The following is an 18,489-nucleotide window of genomic DNA, read 5'->3' as shown; positions in this document are numbered from 1 at the left end:
CCGGACGGCTCAGTCCGCGCGTCCCTCGACATGCTCGTGCAGGAGGCGCTTCCACTGCGACGGCAGGATGCCCGAGAACAGCACGGCGCCGTACGCCGACACCGGGCAGGACCGGTCCTCGCCGAGGACCTCCCACGACGCGACCTCCTCGCCCGTCCGGGCCTCGTAGAGGCGCACCTCGTACCGCTTCTCCATGAGGCTGACGTAACCGGCCGGTTCCGGGGGCGAGCCGCTGGGGTCGAGCGGGTACCGCTCGGCGTACCTGGGGCACTCGACCCTGCCCTCGGTCCTGCCCTCGACGAGCTCGGCGCACGCGACGAGCTGCACCTGGTCGGCGCGCCGGGGATCCCACGACGCGGGCGGCTTGTCCGGGTCCTGCTCGCCGCCGCTCCCCGGACTCGGCGCGCCGAAGATCTTGACCGGGTGCGGGCCCGGGCCCGCGTAGGGGGCCGCCCGGGTGAACGCCGTGCCCTCGCACACCGCGAACCAGTCCCGGCCGGCGTCCGCCGGGAGCCAGTCGACCTCGTTCGGCCCGCTCGCGATCCGGTACGCCACCGTGCCGGCGAGGACCACCGCGGACACCGCGAGCAGGGCGCGGTGGCGGCGCCCGAAGTGGGCCGCTTCCCTGGCGAACGCGCCCCGCACGCGGCGATCGTATGTTCCGCGCGGGCCCCGCACCACGGAGCGGCCGCTGGTGGCCACCCCGCCGCGGTCAGCCGGCGGATCCCCGCGCGGGCCCGCGGGCGCGTCCGAGGAAGGCCGCGGCCAGGAGCGACCCGGCGACCACCAGGGCGGCGTTGACGCCGATCGCGACCCGCACCCCCGACAGCACCGCGTCCGCCCCGGCGCCCCCGGCCATCGCGGCCGCCGCGACCGCGCCCATCACGGGGGTGCCCATGGTGATGCCGATCTGCTGGCTCATCGTGGCGATGCCGGTGGCCCGCCCCTGCTCGGCGTCCGGCAGCCCGGACGTCGCCGTCACCATGAACGCGACGATCACCAGCATGTTGCCGACCCCGCCGACGAACGTGCCGGCGAGCAGCAGCCAGATCCAGCCGCCGGACGCGCCCAGCGCGACGAGCGCCAGCGTCGCCGCCGCCTGCACGAGCCCGCCGCCCGCGATGGTCGCGCGGGCGCCGAACCGTCCGACCGCCCGGCCGCCGAGCGTCCCGCCCAGCACGGTGCCGAGCCCCAGCACCCCGAACGCCAGGCCGGTGGCCAGCGGCGAGTAGTCCAGGACCTTCTGCAGGTAGAGGGTGAGGAGGAAGACCAGCGACGTCTCGGTGACGAACGCGACCAGCCCCGCGACGTTGCCCCACACGACGCTGCGGCGCTTCAGCAGGCTCGTCGGGACGAGCGGTTCGGCCGCGCGGCGCTCGACGAACCAGAACGCGGCGAGCAGCAGGGCCCCGGCGGCCAGCGCGAGCGGCGTCGCCGGAGCCGTCCAGCCGTGCTCGCCGGCGCGGGTGAGGCCGAACACCACCAGCAGCAGCCCGCCCGTGACGGTCACGGCGCCCGGCACGTCCAGCCGGGGCCGCGCGCCGGGCCGGTCCTCGCCGATCACCCGCGGCGCCAGCGCGACGACCAGGGCCGCGACCGGCACGTTGATCAGGAACGCCCAGCGCCACGACAGCAGGCTCGTCAGCAGGCCGCCCAGGATCGCGCCCGCGGTGAACCCGGCCGACATCAGCGCCCCGTTGAGGCCCAGCGCCCGCTCGCGCAGCGGCCCCTCCCGGAACGCGGTCGTCAGCAGCGCGAGCCCGGCCGGGGTGACCGCGGCGGTCGCCAGCCCTTGCAGCACCCGGGCGGCCAGCAGGACCTCCGGGCCGGTCGCCAGCCCGCCCAGCAGCGAGGCCGCGCCGAGCACGGCCATGCCGCCGACGAACAGCCGCTTGCGTCCCACGAGGTCGGCCACCCGGCCGAACAGGAGCGTGAACCCGGCGGCGGCGAGCGCGAACGCGGTGGCGATCCACGGGAGGTTCGCGAGCGAGAACCCGAGGCCCGCGCCGACCTCGGGCAGCGCGACGTTCAGGATCGAGAAGTCCACGGCGACCATGAACTGGGCGCCGAGCAGGAGTGTGAGCAGCAGCCGTTCCCGGCCGGTCATCCGCGACCGGGACGGGACGTCCTCCGGTGCGGCCGTGGCGAACACGGTCATGAGCAATCCCCTTCACGAGCTAACGGGTCTGGAGTCCCGTTAAGATGAGGGTGACCGTAACACGGGCATCGCACTAATGAAACTGGAGTTCCGTTATGACCGATGGGAGTCCCGGCACCGTCCGCCCCGGCGGGCGCACCGCCCGCATTCGCGCCGCCGTCCTCCGCGCCGCCGAGGACGCGCTGATCGAGTGCGGTTTCGCGGGCGTGGACCTCGCCGACATCGCCCGCCGCGCCGACGTCGGCAAGACGACCGTCTACCGCCGCTGGGGCACCCCGCAGAACCTGGTCGCCGACCTCCTCGCCGACATGGCCGAGCAGTCCGTCCCGCGCACCGAGACCGGCGCCCTCGCGGACGACCTGCGCGCCAACGCCCGGCTCGTCGCGGGCACCCTCACCGACCCCCGCCAGGGCGCGCTGTTCAAGGCGGTGATCGCCGCCGCGACCCACGACGAGCGCACCGCCGAGGCCCTGCACCGCTTCTACGCCGCCCGCATCGCCGAATGGGCCCCGGTCGTCGAGCAGGCCGCCGCGCGCGGCGAGGTCCCCGCGGGCACCGACGCCGCCGAGGTCGTCCGCGCCGTCTCCGCCCCGCTGTACTACCGCTTCCTCGTCACCGGCGACCCGCTCGACGACGCCGTCGCCGACCGGAGCGCGGACGCCGCCGCCCGCGCCGCCGCCGCCGGTGCCTACGCGCACCCGTGAAACGGAGGGCGTTTCCCGTTATCGTCCGACGTGATCACACCGGAGGGAAACCATGTCCTCGCACCACCTCACCCGCCGCCGCCTCATCGGCGGCACCGCGGCGGCGATGGGCGGCGCACTGCTCGGCCCGCTCCCGTCCGCGTCGGCTCGGACCGCCCCCCGCCTCTACACCCGCGCCGACTGGCGGGCCCGCGCTCCCAAGACCGCTGCGACCGTCCTCGACCGCGCCCCCGACCGCATCGTCGTCCACCACACCGCCACGCCGAACTCCGCGGACCACTCGCTGGAGCACGCGTTCGCGCTGTCCCGGTCCATCCAGGACTTCCACATGGACTCCAACGGCTGGGACGACACCGGCCAGCAGCTCACCATCGACCGCGGCGGCCACCTCATGGAGGGCCGCAACCGCAGCATCGACGCGATCCGGGCCCGCAAGCACGTGATGGGCGCCCACACCCTCGGCCACAACGAGCACACGATCGGCATCGAGAACGAGGGCACCTACATGACCGCCGAGCCCACCGACGCCCTGTGGGCCCGGCTCGTCGAGACGTGCGCGTGGCTGTGCGACGTCTACGGACTCGACCCGCACACCGCGATCGTCGGCCACCGCGACTTCAACGCGACCGCCTGCCCCGGCGACGTCCTGTACGCGCTGCTCCCGAAGCTCCGCACCCAGGTCGCCGCCCACCCGACGAAGCCGCGCCTGACGATCCTGTCCCGCCCCGCCCCCAGCGGCCTCCCGGGCCCCCGCCACCCCTACGACCACGGTCCCACCGGCTGACCGTCGGCGGGGAGAGGCCGCGGCCTTGTCCGGGGTGATCTCTACGCTGCTCTGCCGTACCCGACCTTCGGCAAGGAGCCATGGACGAGCAGCCGAGTTCCCCATCAGATGAGAACGCCCTGAACTTCCCCGACGCCTGGCGACGCTCGCTGTACCCGCGGCGCGGCGGGCGGCCGGGTTCCAGAATCAAGATCGACCGCTCCGCGAGCGCGAACCTGCGCGAGCGGTTCGCCCGGCTGGAGGCGTCGGCACCGCTCGCCGAGCGGGCCGGTGTCGGCGCGGAGCCGGCCGAGGCGGCGCACGAGTACGTGTCCGGCGGTGCGAATCCGCTCGGCGCGGCCGTGGTCGCCGCCCTGCTGACCCACGCGACGGGCGGGACTTCCCACCTGGCCGGGGGAACGATCGCGAAGCCGCTGGCGGACGCCTGGGTGAGCGAGCACGGGCCGGCCTTCGCCGCCTGCGCGTTCGCCGAGCTCAGCGGGCTTCACTGGGGCGACCACGGGATCGCCTCCATCGATGACCGGATGGAGGTCGGCAGTCGCACGGTCGGGTCGACCGGGCTGCCGCAGACCGGTGCGCGGCTGCGCGGCCTGCTGGCGGTCGCCTCCGACGAGGAGTACCGGGAGGCGGTGGAGCGTCTGGCGGAGCATCGCCGTGCCCCGACGAAGCGGGTGGCGGTCTCCTTCCTGGTGCCCGACCGGCACGACTGGGTGGAGGACTGCTTCCCGGCGACCCGGCATTACGACAGCGGCTGGGGCTTCTGGAGGATGCTCTTCGCGTCGCTGGGGTCGTCCCGGCACGTCGATATGGCCGTGCGGGCGATCCAGGCGAACAGCAGCTTGGTGTGGTCCTGGGACCGGTCGGTCGTGATCACCATGGTGGACGGGGCCGGGGACGCCATCACGCCGCTGTTCCTCGAGGCGCTCGACCTCGAACCCGGCAACGACACCGTCCGCAAGAGCGTTCCGGAGATGCTGGCGGTCCTGCCGGGCGAGGCGGCGTTCCAGGGTCTGGTGGAGCGTGCCGACCTGGTGGACCACACCGGACGCAAGATCGTTCTGCCCGCGCTGCTCGACGCGGTGCGGCGCTTCCCCGTCCGGGCGCTGCGCCTGCTGGCACCGGCCGCGTCCGGTTCGCCGCAGCTCGGCAGGCTGCTCGCCGAGCACGTCGAGGCCAACCGCGACCTGGCGGCCGAGGCCCTGCCCGGCCTGGCGCCCGAGGTACGCGCGGTCATCGACGGGCTGCTCGACGGCGACGACAGGCTGCCGGACGCCCCGGCGGACGCGCTGCCGCCGCTCCTGGTCGACCCGCCATGGGCGCGCACCACCAAGCCGGACGTGGTGCCGAGGCTCGCCCCGCCCGGGCCCGCGATGCGCTGGGCGCCCGGCGAGCGGGACCGCTGGGCGCAGCCCAAGTCGGATCACAAGCCGGAAGGGTGGAGCTGGGACGAGCTCGCCGACGATGCGATCGCCAAGGGGTACATCTTGTACTCCCCGTTGCAAGCCGTGGTCACCCACTGCTCCGAGGACAAGGTCCGGTCGCTGCCGGCTATGCGGGAGCCGAAGGGACGTGCCGCGATCAGCTGTGTACGGCAGTTGGCGGCGCGGTTCGGGCTTGAGGCGCTGCCCACCGCGATGGCGGCGACCAAGTTCGATCCGGTCGAGTACGCCGATGTGCTGATGCCGTTCCTGGACGTCGGCGCGGCGCGGTTGACGGCCGGGTACCTGCCCCGGCCGAGCGAGGAGCGGCGGGAGGCGGCGCTGGCCTGGTTCGACCGGCATGGCCTGGATGCGGTGCCGCTGCTGGTCCCGGATGCGGTGGGTCGTCCCGGCGCGCGGCGGGGGGACGCCGAGGAAGCGCTGCGGCTGCTGGCCCGCAAGTACCCGGTCGAAGAGATCGCCGATGCGGCGGCGCGGGCACACGGTGACGAGGCCGCGCGCGCCGTCGAGGCGCTGGTGACGGTGGACGGACTGGAGCGGCTGCCGGCCCGCATGCCGTCCGTGGGCACGTGGGCGAGTCCGCACTCGCTGCCGCAGATCCGGTTGCGCGGCAGGCGGGATGCGCTCCCGGCCGACGCGGCGGGCCACGTGCTGACGATGCTGGCCATGTCCGCACCCGGGGCGGTCTACGCGGGCGTGGACGTGGTCCGGGAGCTGTGCGATCCGGGGTCGCTGGCCGAGTTCGGGTGGGCGCTGTTCCAGTTGTGGGAGCAGAGCGGGGCACCCGCCAAGGACAACTGGGCGCTGGCGCAGCTCGCCTGGCTCGGCGACGACGAGACGGTCCGCAGGCTCACCCCGGTCATCCGCGCCTGGCCGGGCCGGAACGGTCACCACAAGGCCGTGGCCGGGCTGGAGATCCTGGCGGGGATCGGCACGGACGTCGCGCTGATGCACCTGCACGGCATCGCGCAGAAGGTGAAGTTCGAGGCTCTCCGGGACCACGCCCGAGACAAGATCAGGAAGGTCGCGGACGGGCTGGGGCTCACCTCCGAGCAACTGGCCGACCGGCTCGTCCCCGACTTCGGCCTGGACGCCTCCGGCGGGCTCGTCCTGGACTACGGGCGGCGCCGCTTCCACGTCGGCTTCGATGAGAACCTCCGGCCGCTGGTGCGGGACGAGAACGGCGCCGCCCGCAAGGCCCTCCCCAAACCGGGCGCCAAGGACGACCCCGAGATGGCGCCCGCCGCCTACAAGCGGTTCGCCGCCCTGAAGAAGGACGTGCAGATGGTGGCCGCCGACCAGATCCACCGCCTGGAGAGGTCGATGCTCACGCGGCGCCGCTGGCCGGTCGGCGACTTCCGGCGCCTGCTCGTCGAGCACCCCCTGATCGGCCACATCGTGCGGCGGCTGGTCTGGGTCGCCGAGGACGGGGGCAAGGCCGCCGCGTTCCGCGTCGCCGAGGACGGCACGTTCGCCGACGCCGCCGACGACGTCCTGACCGTCCCGGATTCCGCCGCCATCGGCATCCCGCACCCGGTCGACCTGGACGGGTCACTGGAGGCGTGGTCGGCGCTCTTCTCCGAGTACGAGATCCTGCAACCGTTCCCGCAGCTGGAGCGCACCGTCCACACCCTGACCGACGCCGAGCGCGCCGCACGCCGCCTGGAGCGCTTCCAGGGCAGGACGTTCGCCACGCGGACGCTGGACCGGCTCGGCTGGCATCGCACCGCTCCCATGGACGCGGGACTCCAGCACGCCTTCTATCGAGCGGTCCCGGGCGGCCGTTCCCTCAACATCAGCCTGAACCCCCCGATCGCCATCGACGAATTCGACGCGTTCACGAAGGAGATCTGGCTGGACGACCACACGCCGAACGACTCCAGGGCGATTCCGTACGTCGAGCACCCCTTCGGCGACCTCGACCCGGCCACCGCATCGGAGGTGCTCGCCGAACTGACCGCCGCGATGTCCTGACCCGAACGCCCCAACGCGATCCCCGATCCCCGATTCCCGCACCCAACGAGTGCCGGGGGGCGTGGGGGGCGAAGCCCCCCACATCGGGGGTCCGGGGGTCGCCCCCCGGGTAAAATGACGAGAAGCAGTGGGGAAGGAGCCGCAAGGCTCCGACCACACTGCTTCCAGTCTTCGAGTGGGCGAGGAGGGATTTGAACCCTCACATCCTCTCGGACACACGGACCTGAACCGTGCGCGTCTGCCGTTCCGCCACTCGCCCGCGAGTGTCGTCCCGTCTCCGGGTGCTCGAAAAGGCTAGCACGTACGGAGCAGTGGTCCGGCAACTCGATACTTCGAACGAACCTTTGCACCGATACGATCGTCTACCAGTGGGGAAGGGAGGTGCCCGTGGGCGTCATTCAGCGCTTCGAGCGACGGCTCGAGGGCATGGTCGAAGGGGCCTTCGCCCGTGCCTTCAAGTCTGAGCTGCAGCCGGTCGAGGTGGCCAGTGCTGTGCAGCGCGAGATGGACGATCGGGCGGCGATCGTGGCACAGGGCCGCACGCTGGTTCCGAACGACTTCGTCGTCGATATCTCTCAGCAGGACGGGCAGCGGCTGCAGGTCTACGCGGACAGTCTGAGCCAGGAGCTGGCGAACCTGGCCCGGGAGTACGCGAAGGAACAGGGGTACTCCTTCGTGGGTCCGGTGCGCGTCCGGTTCGAGAACACTGACGATCTGGCCACGGGCATGTTCCGGATCAGGTCGGGCGTGATCAGGGGCTCGACCGTCGAGGGCGGGGAGATCCGCCCTTCGGCGAGCAATATGCCGCAGAGCGGCGGCGGGGCCTTCGGCGGGCACCCGCGGCTGCTGGTGACGACGGCGGTGGAGGGCGCCGACGCCACCCAGCGGACGTACGAGATCAACACGCCCGTGACCCTGCTCGGCCGTGGCACCGACTGCGATCTGCGCCTTGTCGATCCGGGCGTATCACGGCACCATGCCGAGATCCGCGTAGAAGGTCCCGAAATCGTGCTCGTGGATCTAGGGTCGACCAACGGCTCTTTCGTGAACGGCCAGCCGATCCGGCGGGTGACGCTGGTCGACGGGTCCCGGGTCACGATGGGCCGGACCACACTCGTGTTCCGCCGCGATAGGGAGTAACCCCGACTCCGATGTCCCCATTCACCCTCACGCTGATCAAGCTGGCGTTCCTCGCGGTGCTCTGGCTCTTCGTCATCGCGGCCGTCGGTGTGATCAGGGCCGACCTGTTCGGCTCGAAGGCCGCGACACGCGCGGCCTCGCGCGCGTCGGCGCCGCGACCGCAGAAGGCGGCGGCGCGCCCGCCGCGCGCACCGCAGCCGCCGCCGGCGCCCGGCGGCGCCCAGCAGGGCGCGCCGACGAAGCTCGTCGTCGTGCAGGGCGAACGGGCGGGCACCGTCATCGACCTCACCGGGGTGCCCATCACCATCGGCCGGGCGAATGACTCCACACTGGTCGTGACCGACGACTACGCTTCGAGCCGACATGCACGGATTTACGCCCAGGACGGTCAGTGGATCGTGGAAGATCTCGGTTCGACCAATGGGACTTACCTCGGACGCACGAAGGTGAGCCGGCCCATGCCGGTGCCGCCGGGCGTTCCGGTCCGTATCGGCAAGACCGTGATCGAGCTGCGCAAATGACTCTGGGAATCCGCTACGCCGCGCGCTCCGACGTCGGCATGCTGCGCGAGGGCAACGAGGACTCGGCGTACGCGGGCGCGCACCTGCTCGCCGTGGCCGACGGGATGGGCGGGCACGTCGGCGGGGAGATCGCCAGCGCCGCGGCCATCGAGGCGCTGCGCCGGCTCGACAAGGACCTGCCGGCGAACGAGCTGCTGGCGGCGCTCGAGCACACGGTCAAAGCCGCGAACGACAACCTGCACCGGATCGTGGAATCCGATCCCGCGCTGCAGGGCATGGGCACGACGCTGACGGCGATGCTGTGGGCGGGCGACCAGGTGGCGCTCGTCCACATCGGCGACTCGCGGGCCTACCTGCTGCGCGACGGCAGCCTGTTCCAGATCACGCACGACCACACGCTCGTCCAGTCCCTGGTGGACGAGGGGCGCATCAGCCCGGACGAGGCCGCGTCGCACCCGCAGCGGTCGCTGCTGCTGCGCGCGCTGGACGGGCGCGGCGAGGTCGACCCGGACCTGTCGCTGCGCGAGGCGCAGGTCGGCGACCGGTACCTGCTGTGCTCGGACGGCCTGTCGGGCGTCGTGACCGCGGAGACCATCTTCCAGGTCCTGACGGACGTGGACGAGCCGGAGCAGGCCGTCCGGCAGCTCATCGACCTCGCGAACCGGGGCGGCGGCCCGGACAACATCACGTGCGTGGTGGCGGACGTCGTCGACCTGGACCGGCAGCCCCCGACGGGCGGGCCCGGGCAGGCGGTCGGGGCGGCGGCGACCGCGTCGCCGCCGGAGCCGCCCGGCGGCCCGGGGACGACGATGCCGGCGGGGCCCGCGGACACGCCCGCGGGGCGGGCCGCGCAGCTCCGCGACACGCGGCCGCAGCCGCCGGTGGCGGTGGACGAGATGCCGCCGCCGATGGCGGCGGCCGAGCCGGCCGGCGAGCCCCTGCCCGACCACCGGCCCGACCAGATGCCGCCCCCGGGCGGGATGCCGCAGCCCGCTCCGGCGAAGGAGCGGAAGGGCGGCGGCGTCCGCAAGTGGGCGTGGCTGCTGGTGGTCGCGGGCGTCGTGGTCCTCGGGATCGGCGCCGGCGGCTTCGTGCTGCTGCAGAACGTGAAGAGCGGCTACTACATCGGCGCCGAGAACGGACGGGTCGTCCTGTTCCGGGGCACGCCGCAGGACGTGCCGGGGCTCGACCTGTCGCGCAAGGCCGCCGCGAAAGAGCAGCCGAACCCGCCGATCCTGCTGGAGGACCTGCCGCAGGCGCAGCGCCAGCAGGTGGAGGAGACCTACACCGTGGAGGGCCCGGCGGCCCTGGAGAAGCTCCAGCAGAGCGTCTGCAAGTACGTGGTGACCGCGGAGAAGGGCAGCGTCGTCATCGTGAAGGGCGCCGGCCAGCAGAACTGCGAGCAGACGAAGATCACCGGCAGTGAGATCCGGGTGAGCGAGCTCCCCATGGAGGACGCCGCGGCGGTGACCGAGAACAAGCTGGTGTTCGCCGGCCGGCAGGAGGCGCAGGCGAAGCTCCAGGAGCTGGGCGACAACCGGGACGCCTGCAAGGCGGGCGACTCGAACATCGAGGGCTGTCCGTCCGATGGGGGGACGCCCAGGTGAGTTCGCTCGGGGAGCAGATCAGGGCGCGGCTGCCGTACCAGCGGCGGAACGCCGCGTCCCTGGTGCTGCTCGTCTTCGCGATGGTCCTGACGCTGTCGGCGTTCGCGGAGGTCGGCCTCGCGCGGGACGGCAGCATCCCGGCGGGGCTGTTCGGGTACGGCGGCGGGCTCGCGGTGCTGGCGGTCGCGGCGTACTTCGTGCAGATGAAGTTCGCGCCGTACGCCGACCCGCTGCTGCTGCCGCTGGCGGTGGCGCTGAACGGCCTCGGCCTCGCGATGATCTACCGGCTCGACCTGGAGACCAGCGCCGACTGGAAGGCCGCGGCGCGGGCCGGCGGCGAGGTGCTGAAGGACGAGGCGGACGCGCCCGGCCAGCTGATGTGGACGTTCGTCGGGATCGCGATGTTCGTCGCGGCGATCCTCATCATGCGGGACACGCAGAAGTCGGACGCCCCGCTGTCGTTCACGCCGAAGACGGCGCAGCGCTACACGTACCTGATCGGCCTCGGCGCGATCATCCTGCTGCTTCTGCCGATCATGCCGGGCCTGGGCATGGAGCTCAACGGCGCCCGGGTGTGGATCAAGGTCGGGCCGATGTCGGTCCAGCCGGGCGAGTTCGCGAAGCTGATGCTGGTGGCGTTCTTCGCGGGCTACCTGGTGAACAAGCGGCAGGCGATGTCGCTGATCGGCAAGAAGATCGGCCCGTTCAGCCTGCCCCGCGCCCGCGACCTCGGGCCGGTCATGGTGATCTGGTTCTTCTGCCTGGGCGTCCTGTTCCTGCAGAAGGACCTCGGCACCGCGCTGCTGTACTTCGGCCTGTTCGTGTCGATGCTGTACATCGCGACGCAGCGGTTCTCGTGGATCGTGATCGGTGTCGGGCTGCTGGTGGTCGGCGTGTTCGTCGCGATGCAGCTGCCGTTCATGGGCCACGTCGACCAGCGCATCAGCATCTGGCAGAACCCGCAGCCGTACTTCGACGGCGGCTGCATGCTGGACAGCGGCGAGGTCGTCCCGGTCAACCCGAACACCGAGATCTACCAGAAGTTCAAGACCGAGGGCGCCGTCTCGCCGGGCTTCGCCGCCTGCGGCGAGCTGGGCGGCGCCTACGCCGACAGCCGGCAGCTGATGATGGGCCTGTTCGCGCTCGGCGAGGGCGGCGTGCTCGGCACGGGCCTCGGCCAGGGCGAGCCGTGGCGGACGCCGCTGTCGTTCAGCGACTTCATCATCGACTCGCTCGGCGAGGAGCTGGGCCTGACGGGGCTGATGGCGATCCTGCTCATCTACGGGTTGATCGTGCAGCGCGGCATGAAGACGGCCGTCGCGGCGCGGGACCCGTACCTGAAGATGTTCGCGGGCGGCGTGTCGTTCGTCCTCGCGCTCCAGGTGTTCGTCATCGTCGGGGGTGTCACGAAGCTGATCCCGCTGACGGGTCTGACGACGCCGTTCCTGTCGCAGGGCGGTTCGTCGCTGATGGCGAACTGGATCCTGATCGCGATCCTGGTACGGATGAGCCATGACGCCCGCAAGCCCGCCCCGCAGGCGATCCAGGACGAGGGCATGACCCAGATCGTGAGCACGAGGTGATCCGCCTCCCATGAACATGGACAAGCCGATCCGGCGCGTGGCGATCTTCGCGTTGCTGCTGATCTTCGGCCTGATGGCGCAGGTCAACTACATGCAGGGCAGCCAGGCCGAGGATCTGCGCACCGACGCGAACAACCCGCGCCTGTACTCCGACATCTTCAAGACGCCGCGCGGGCAGATCAGCGCGGGCGGCGAGGTGCTGGTGTCGTCCAAGGAGATCGACGAGGAGGAGTACGGCCGCGTCTACAAGGACGGGGCCATCTTCGCGCCGGTCACCGGCTACTTCCGCGGCGGCGCCACGGGGGTGGAGAACGCGTACTCGGCGCTGCTGTCCGGCGACGACAGCAGGATCACCAACCAGCGCTGGTTCGACACGTTCATCGGCAAGGAGGCCGAGGGCGCCGACCTGGAGCTGTCGATCGACCCGCGGGCGCAGCGCACCGCCTACGAGCAGCTGAAGCGGGCGACGGCGCCGGGCCGCCGCGGCGGCGCGGTCGTCATGGACGTGGAGACGGGCGCGATCAAGGTGGCGGCGTCGTTCCCGTCGTTCGACCCGAACGAGGTGGCGAACGACCCGCGCTCGGACGAGGGCGCGAAGCGGCTGGAGCAGCTCGCGAAGGGCGAGGGCGTCCAGCGGCCGCTGGTCGACAACGCGATCAGCCAGACGTTCCCGCCCGGTTCGTCGTTCAAGGTCCTGATGGCGGCGCTGGGCCTGGCGGACGGGATGGACAGGAACACCCCCGTCGACACGAGCGACCTGATCCTGCCTGAATCGAACATCCCGCTGCCGGACTCCCACGAGCACGGCGCCTGCGGCGGCCGCGCGCCGCTGCGGGCCGCGTTCGTCGAGTCCTGCAACAGCTCGTTCGGCCGGATGGCGATGGAGCTCACCATCCAGAAGCTGCACGACGGCAGCGAGAAGTTCGGGTTCGGCGACCGGGTCGAGGTCGAGCCGAACTTCTTCGCCGCCGAGAGCTCGGTCCCGGTGGAGGTCACCGACGCCGAGGGCAACGTCATCAAGACCGGGCAGGACGCGACGGCCCGCTCCGGCATCGGGCAGGAGAACGTGCGGTCCACGCCGCTGCAGATGGCGATGGTCGCGGCCGCGGTCGCCAACGACGGCGTCATCATGAAGCCGTACCTGGTGGAGAAGGGCCGCGCGCAGGACCAGAGCGAGGTCTACAGCGCCGACCCGCAGGAGTACAAGAAGGCGATGTCGGAGGACGACGCGAAGGAGCTGCAGGACTGGATGCGCGGCGTCGTCACCGAGGGCACCGCGACGAACCTGCAGGGCCGCAACATCGCCGGTAAGACCGGTACCGCCGAGCAGACCCCCTTCCCCAACGCCCGCTGGTTCGTCGGGTTCAGCCCCATGGAGGACCCGAAGTACGCGTTCGCCGTCATGACCGAGGGCGCCGGCTCCGGCGGCACCGCCGCCGGGCCGATCGCCGCGCAGATCATGGCGCAGGTGCTGAAGCAGTGAGCGCGGGCCTCGTCCTGAACGACCGGTACCGGCTGCTGGAGCGGCTGGCGACCGGCGGGATGGGCGAGGTCTGGCGCGCCCGGGACGAGCAGCTCGGCCGGGACGTCGCGGTGAAGCTGCTGCGCGTCGAGCTGGACGACGACGCGCGGGCCCGCTGGCGGTTCGAGGCCGAGGGGCGGTTCGCCGCGGCGCTGCGGCACGACGGGATCGCGCAGGCGTTCGACTTCGGCCACCAGCACGGCCGCACGTACCTGGTGATGGAGCTGGTGCAGGGCGAGCCGCTCGACGAGATCCTCGCCCGGGACGGCGGGCTCCCGCTGGAGGCCGTCCTCGACCTGCTGGTGCAGGGGGGACGGGCGCTCGCGGCGGCGCACGACGCGGACATCGTGCACCGCGACGTGAAGCCGGCGAACCTGATGGTCTCCCCGCGCGGGGAGCTGAAGCTGACCGACTTCGGGATCGCGCGGCGGCTCGCGGAGGCGTCGCAGACGCAGACCGGCATGGTCATGGGCACCGCGCACTACATCTCGCCGGAGCAGGCGTCGGCGGGCGAGCTGACCCCGGCCGCCGACCTGTACTCGCTGGGCGTGGTGGCGTACGAGTGCCTGGTGGGGGCGCCGCCGTTCGACGGCGCCACGCCGGTCGAGGTCGCGCTGAAGCACGTCCGGGACGCGCCCCGGCCGCTGCCCGCGCGCGTCCCGGAGCCGGCGCGCGCGCTCATCATGGAGATGCTGGCGAAGCACCCGGAGGAGCGGCCGCCGAGCGCGACGGCGGTCGCGGACCGGGCGCTGCGGATCCGGGCGTCGCTCAGCACCGGGCGGACCCTCCGCACCGACCTGCCCGGAATGCCGGGCGCCCCCGCGACGCCCGGGACGACCGGGGCGACCAGGACGGCGGGGGCGGCCGGTGCTCCCCGCCCCGACGGCGCCACCAGCGTGTTCGGCACGGCCCCGGCCGCCCGGACGTCCGCCGCGTCCGCGGCGCCCGGGAACCGCGAGAAGCCCGAGACCCCCGTGGCGTCCGGCGGGCGCAGGGCGTCCCGGACGGGCGGGAAGCGGCGCGGCTCCCGCGCGCGCGGACCGGCCCGTGCGCGGCGCGGAGGCCCCGCACGCGGGCGCCCGACCGCGACCCCGAAGCGCCATACGGCACCTATGTCGGGATTTGACCCTCGCGGTGGTCCAGATAACCTCTCCGACGGGACAGTGCCCGGGCAGCGTCGCACGGCACTGGCGTTCAGCTCGATCGCCGCCGTGCTCCTCGTCGGCGCCGTCGTGCTCGGCACGTTCTGGATCGGCCGCGGCGCCGACTCCGCCGGGGACGGGCGCTCCCCGTCCGAGACGTCGACGTTCGTCCCGGCCGGCGAGGACGGGGTCGAACCGTCCGCCGTCCCGACGCCGACGACCCCCCAGCCGACGACCGAGGACCGCAGACCCGTGCCCACTGTCACGAACCGACACGAGACGCATAGGATCCGTCCGACGACGCCTGCGCCGTCCCGGTCGACCCCGGGCGCGGGCGGCGCGTCACCGACCAGCAAGCCGACCAGCAAGCCGACCACCACGACGCCCGGTGCGACTCCCACCGACACCGAGCCGACACCGTCGCCGACGGACGTCACCACGAGTCCGTCAACTCCGACCCCAGATCCCTCCGCCACCCAGAGCGGCGGGCTAGGTTCGGGGAACTAAGGTGTAGACGTACGAGGGAAAGTGCACATATGAGTCAACCTCGGCTGCTCGGCGGCCGCTACGAACTCGATTCGGTGATCGGGCGTGGCGGTATGGCCGAGGTCTACCGTGCCCGGGACCTGCGTCTCGACCGCACCGTCGCCGTGAAGACCCTCCGGTCCGACCTGGCGCGCGACCCCACGTTCCAGGCCCGGTTCCGGCGCGAGGCGCAGTCCGCCGCGTCCCTGAACCACCCCTCGGTCATCGCCGTGTACGACACGGGCGAGGACGTCATCGGCGACACCCCGATCCCGTACATCGTCATGGAGTACGTGGACGGAAGCACCCTGCGCGACCTCCTGCGGGAGAACACGGCGCTCGTGCCGGAGAAGGCCCTCGAAGTGACCGACGGGATCCTTCGCGCGCTGGACTACAGCCACCGCGGCGGGATCGTGCACCGCGACATCAAGCCGGCCAACGTGATGCTGACCCGCAGCCACGAGGTCAAGGTCATGGACTTCGGCATCGCCCGCGCGATGGCCGACTCCGCGGCCACCATGACGCAGACCGCCCAGGTGATCGGCACCGCCCAGTACCTGTCGCCCGAGCAGGCCCGCGGCGAGCGCGTCGACACCCGCAGCGACATCTACTCCACCGGCTGCGTGCTGTACGAGCTGCTGACCGGACGGCCGCCGTTCACCGGCGACTCCCCGGTCGCGATCGCCTACCAGCACGTGCGGGAGGAGCCCGTCCCGCCGTCCCAGATCGACCCGCAGATCCCGCAGTGGGCCGACGCGATCGTCCTGAAGGCGATGGCGAAGGAGGCGGACAACCGGTACCAGAACGCGACGGAGTTCCGGCAGGAGCTCCAGCGGGTCCTGCAGGGCCAGCCCGTCGCGTCGACGGCGGCGTCCACCATGATGATGGGGGCGCAGCCGCCGCAGGGCACCCAGGTGATGGGCGCCTACCCGCCCGGTCCGCCGCACACCCAGATGCAGCGGCCGGTGGACGACGGGTACGGCGACCCGTACCTCCCGCCCGTCCACTACGACGACGACCGGGGCGAGCGGGGCGGCACCGGCAAGAAGGTCGCCCTGTGGGCGGCGCTCGCCGTCGTGTTCATCGGCGGCGCGGCCCTCATCGGCTGGTTCATGAGCGGTGGCGGCGAGGAGGAGCCGGTCCAGGTCGCGGTGCCGCAGAGCATCGTCGGGATGTCCGCCGAGGACGCCCAGGCCGCTCTCACCAAGGCGAACCTGAAGGTCGGCGAGACGACCAAGGAGTTCAGCGACGACGTCGACAAGGGCGCCGTCATGGCGACGGACCCGAAGCCCGGCACGCAGGTCGAGGAGGGCTCCACGGTCAACCTCGTCATCTCCGACGGCAAGGAGCCGCCGAAGCAGGTCACGATCCCCGACCTGGCCGGGCAGCCGGCGTCGGCGGCGGAGAGCGCGCTCAAGGACCTCCAGCTCGACCCCGAGCGGCGGGTCGCCAACAGCGACGACGTGCCGCGCGGCAACGTCATCCGCACCGACCCGGCCGCCGGCGCGCAGGCGCCGGTGAAGTCGGACGTCACGGTGTACGTGTCGAACGGCCCGAGCACGATCAAGATGCCGGACCTGTTCAACAGCAGCAAGCGCGCCGCCGAGGCCAAGCTCGAGGAGCTGGGGTTGAAGGTCGAGGTCCAGGAGGGCGTGGCGCCGCCGGACAAGCCCGTCTCGGTCGGGTTCGTCTACCAGCAGTCGCCCGGCGCGAACGCGACCGTGGCCCCCGGCGACACGGTCACGATCTTCATCGCGAAGGAGCCGGACCCGACTCCCTCGCAGCCCACCCCGGGCGGCCCGAGCATCCCGGGCTTCCCGCCGGGCCAGGACTGACGCACGGCGACCGGACGCGGCCGCGGGGTTCGCCCCCGCGGCCGCGTCCGCGTCCGGTCACCCTTCGGTGAGCTTGGCGGGGTCGGGCGCGTAGACGGTCATCCAGTGCGGGTGCAGCCGGTAGTAGACGACCTCGTTCTCCCAGTCGAAGGCGTCGTCGCCGTACGTCTCCTTGAAGTACGCCAGGAGGTAGGGCCAGTCCGCCGGGGGCTCCTCGCCCAGCGGGTTGAGGATTTCCACGGTGCCGTGCGTGAACACGCCGAGGTCCTCACCGCGCATGTGCGCCGCGCTGGCCGCCGGACGATCCCGGAGGTGGCGGGCCTTCGCGGCGTCCCGCGCCGTCCCGAAGTGCCACCGGCCGTGCAGGAAATGCCCGTCCACCGCGCTGATCCGCGGTTCGCCCTTCGCGGTCACGGTGGACAGCGCGAGCGTGCACATCCCGGTGAGCACCCGCGTGAGCCGCTCCGCGGACATCGTCCGCTCGGCGACGATCGAGCGGAGGTGCGAGGTGGAGCGGGAGAGCGAGGAGTCGAGCAGCGCTTGCAGCCCGTCGAGTTCTTCTTGCGTTTCGCGCATGCCTTCATGCTTCCCTGGAAACCTGACAGCCTGCGTCAGCCTTTCCGCGCTACACGGGGTCGAGGACGGCCGCGACGGCCTCGGCGCCGCCGCCGTCCAGCCAGGCCGGGAAGTCCAGCAGGGCGGGGCGGCGCCGCCGCAGGTCGGCGATGTCCGCCCGCCAGATGCCGCGCTGGGCGGAGAACGCCTTCACGGCGTCCGGGCCCAACTCCTTCTCCACGTCCGCGACCTGCTCGTAGGTGATCGCGCGTCCGAGCCGCTCGCCGATCAGCTCCACGGTCTCCGCGGCCGTCAGCTCGTCGCCCGCCAGTTCGAGGGCCCGGCCGGCGTACTCGTCCGGGTCGGCGAACGCGAGGGCGGCGAAGGCGCCGATGTCGGTCACGGCGATGAGCTGCACGGGCACGTCCGGGTCGAACAGGTGGCGCAGGACGCCGCCGGGGGTGATGCCGCCGACCGGCAGCCCGGGGATCGTGTGGTTCTCCATGAACCGCACGGGCCGCAGGACGGTCGCGGGCGTCCCGACCTCGGCGATGTGCCGCTCGATGGCCCACTTGCTCTCCCAGGAGGAGATGCCGGTGCTCCGCTCGGCGCCGCCCACGGACGCGAACACCAGGTGGGACACGCCCGCCTCGGCGGCCGCGTCCACCGCCGCGCGGCCCCGCCGGATCTCGCGCCCGCCGTCCCGGTCGTCCGGCGTGACGACGAACGCGCCGTGCGCGCCCGCCATCGCCGCCGCGAGGCTCGCCGGGTCGTCCAGGTCGCCCCGGACCGGTTCGGCGCCCGCCGCGGCCAGCGCGCGGGCGGCGGCCGAGGCGGGATCGCGCACCAGCACGCGCACCGCCCGGCCGTCGGCCAGCAGGTGCCGCGCGGCGGCACCGCCCTGCCGTCCGGTGGCCCCGATCACCAGCACGGGTCCGACTTTTCCCTGGAGGAGATCGCCCGCCGGGCGGGGGTCGCCAACGGCACCCTCTACGGCCAC

General features: G+C 72.6%; 14 protein-coding genes, 1 tRNA gene and 1 pseudogene. 11 read left to right on the top strand and 5 right to left on the bottom strand.

The window, feature by feature from the left end; all coding sequences use genetic code 11:
* Positions 1–9 precede the first annotated feature (9 nt).
* Positions 10–645 carry a hypothetical protein gene (locus tag H505_RS0128655; RefSeq protein WP_026404723.1) on the bottom strand — a complete coding sequence of 212 codons (636 nt, stop codon included), beginning with the start codon at positions 643–645 and terminating at the stop codon, positions 10–12.
* Positions 646–712: 67 nt separating this feature from the next.
* Positions 713–2,158: an MFS transporter gene (locus H505_RS0128650; protein WP_026404722.1), complete on the bottom strand. Its 1,446-nt coding sequence runs from the start codon at positions 2,156–2,158 to the stop codon at positions 713–715.
* A gap of 95 nt (positions 2,159–2,253) precedes the next feature.
* Here H505_RS0128650 and H505_RS0128645 point away from each other — a divergent pair, with 95 nt between their 5' ends.
* The 3 genes from H505_RS0128645 (at position 2,254) to H505_RS0128635 (ending at position 7,059) form a co-directional block, all read left to right on the top strand.
* The gene (locus H505_RS0128645; RefSeq protein ID WP_026404721.1) at positions 2,254–2,862 is read left to right on the top strand and encodes a TetR/AcrR family transcriptional regulator; all 609 of its coding nucleotides are present in this window, start codon (positions 2,254–2,256) and stop codon (positions 2,860–2,862) included.
* Positions 2,863–2,914: 52 nt separating this feature from the next.
* Complete coding sequence (locus tag H505_RS44920; protein WP_051301273.1) at positions 2,915–3,646, top strand: peptidoglycan recognition protein family protein; 732 nt, start codon at positions 2,915–2,917, stop codon at positions 3,644–3,646.
* 80 nt (positions 3,647–3,726) lie between these two features.
* Positions 3,727–7,059, top strand: coding sequence for a DUF4132 domain-containing protein (locus tag H505_RS0128635; protein ID WP_026404720.1), 3,333 nt, complete (start codon positions 3,727–3,729; stop codon positions 7,057–7,059).
* Positions 7,060–7,235: 176 nt separating this feature from the next.
* Here H505_RS0128635 and H505_RS0128630 read toward each other — a convergent pair.
* Positions 7,236–7,318: transfer RNA gene (locus tag H505_RS0128630), tRNA-Leu, on the bottom strand.
* 128 nt (positions 7,319–7,446) lie between these two features.
* On the opposite strand from H505_RS0128630, the gene H505_RS0128625 reads away from it, so the two are divergent.
* The 7 genes from H505_RS0128625 to pknB are packed head-to-tail and all read left to right on the top strand — an operon-like array spanning position 7,447 to position 16,934.
* On the top strand, positions 7,447–8,199 hold the full coding sequence (locus H505_RS0128625; protein ID WP_026404719.1) for an FhaA domain-containing protein: 753 nt from the start codon (positions 7,447–7,449) through the stop codon (positions 8,197–8,199).
* 11 nt (positions 8,200–8,210) lie between these two features.
* The gene (locus H505_RS0128620; protein ID WP_026404718.1) at positions 8,211–8,720 is read left to right on the top strand and encodes an FHA domain-containing protein FhaB/FipA; all 510 of its coding nucleotides are present in this window, start codon (positions 8,211–8,213) and stop codon (positions 8,718–8,720) included.
* Positions 8,717–10,327: a Stp1/IreP family PP2C-type Ser/Thr phosphatase gene (locus H505_RS0128615; RefSeq protein WP_034520305.1), complete on the top strand. Its 1,611-nt coding sequence runs from the start codon at positions 8,717–8,719 to the stop codon at positions 10,325–10,327. The genes H505_RS0128620 and H505_RS0128615 overlap by 4 nt, the downstream gene beginning before the upstream one ends.
* Positions 10,324–11,910 carry an FtsW/RodA/SpoVE family cell cycle protein gene (locus H505_RS0128610; RefSeq protein WP_026404716.1) on the top strand — a complete coding sequence of 529 codons (1,587 nt, stop codon included), beginning with the start codon at positions 10,324–10,326 and terminating at the stop codon, positions 11,908–11,910. The genes H505_RS0128615 and H505_RS0128610 overlap by 4 nt, the downstream gene beginning before the upstream one ends.
* Positions 11,911–11,920: 10 nt before the next feature.
* Positions 11,921–13,393 carry a penicillin-binding transpeptidase domain-containing protein gene (locus tag H505_RS0128605; protein WP_026404715.1) on the top strand — a complete coding sequence of 491 codons (1,473 nt, stop codon included), beginning with the start codon at positions 11,921–11,923 and terminating at the stop codon, positions 13,391–13,393.
* Positions 13,390–15,081, top strand: coding sequence for a serine/threonine-protein kinase (locus H505_RS51210; protein ID WP_026404714.1), 1,692 nt, complete (start codon positions 13,390–13,392; stop codon positions 15,079–15,081). Before H505_RS0128605 ends, H505_RS51210 begins: the two co-directional genes overlap by 4 nt.
* 29 nt (positions 15,082–15,110) lie before the next feature.
* Positions 15,111–16,934 carry a Stk1 family PASTA domain-containing Ser/Thr kinase gene (gene pknB / locus H505_RS0128595; protein WP_026404713.1) on the top strand — a complete coding sequence of 608 codons (1,824 nt, stop codon included), beginning with the start codon at positions 15,111–15,113 and terminating at the stop codon, positions 16,932–16,934.
* A gap of 57 nt (positions 16,935–16,991) precedes the next feature.
* Here the strand turns inward: pknB and H505_RS0128590 are convergent, their stop codons facing one another.
* Both H505_RS0128590 and H505_RS44915 read right to left on the bottom strand, forming a co-directional pair.
* Entirely contained in the window at positions 16,992–17,510 is a 519-nt protein-coding gene (locus H505_RS0128590) for a pyridoxamine 5'-phosphate oxidase family protein (RefSeq protein ID WP_026404712.1), read from the bottom strand.
* Between the two features lie 49 nt (positions 17,511–17,559).
* Complete coding sequence (locus H505_RS44915) at positions 17,560–18,414, bottom strand: NmrA family NAD(P)-binding protein (RefSeq protein ID WP_084550931.1); 855 nt, start codon at positions 18,412–18,414, stop codon at positions 17,560–17,562.
* Between H505_RS44915 and H505_RS52800 the strand changes: the two are divergent.
* Positions 18,370–18,471, top strand: a pseudogene (locus tag H505_RS52800) (hypothetical protein); the annotation flags it as partial. The gene H505_RS44915 and the pseudogene H505_RS52800 sit on opposite strands and share 45 nt — an antisense overlap.
* Positions 18,472–18,489: the final 18 nt, after the last annotated feature.

This window comes from Actinomadura rifamycini DSM 43936 (genome assembly GCF_000425065.1).
In the GTDB taxonomy this organism is placed as follows: domain Bacteria; phylum Actinomycetota; class Actinomycetes; order Streptosporangiales; family Streptosporangiaceae; genus Spirillospora; species Spirillospora rifamycini.
This window is presented reverse-complemented; position numbering and strand designations above follow the sequence as displayed.

Excerpts from the sequence above, each read along its gene's own strand:
- H505_RS0128650 (WP_026404722.1), bottom strand. The coding sequence starts at position 2,158 with ATGACCGTGTTCGCCACGGCCGCACCGGAGGACGTCCCGTCCCGGTCG.
- H505_RS0128645 (WP_026404721.1), top strand. The coding sequence starts at position 2,254 with ATGACCGATGGGAGTCCCGGCACCGTCCGCCCCGGCGGGCGCACCGCC.
- H505_RS44920 (WP_051301273.1), top strand. The coding sequence starts at position 2,915 with ATGTCCTCGCACCACCTCACCCGCCGCCGCCTCATCGGCGGCACCGCG.
- H505_RS0128635 (WP_026404720.1), top strand. The coding sequence starts at position 3,727 with ATGGACGAGCAGCCGAGTTCCCCATCAGATGAGAACGCCCTGAACTTC.
- H505_RS0128620 (WP_026404718.1), top strand. The coding sequence starts at position 8,211 with ATGTCCCCATTCACCCTCACGCTGATCAAGCTGGCGTTCCTCGCGGTG.
- H505_RS0128615 (WP_034520305.1), top strand. The coding sequence starts at position 8,717 with ATGACTCTGGGAATCCGCTACGCCGCGCGCTCCGACGTCGGCATGCTG.
- H505_RS0128605 (WP_026404715.1), top strand. The coding sequence starts at position 11,921 with ATGAACATGGACAAGCCGATCCGGCGCGTGGCGATCTTCGCGTTGCTG.
- pknB (WP_026404713.1), top strand. The coding sequence starts at position 15,111 with ATGAGTCAACCTCGGCTGCTCGGCGGCCGCTACGAACTCGATTCGGTG.
- H505_RS0128590 (WP_026404712.1), bottom strand. The coding sequence starts at position 17,510 with ATGCGCGAAACGCAAGAAGAACTCGACGGGCTGCAAGCGCTGCTCGAC.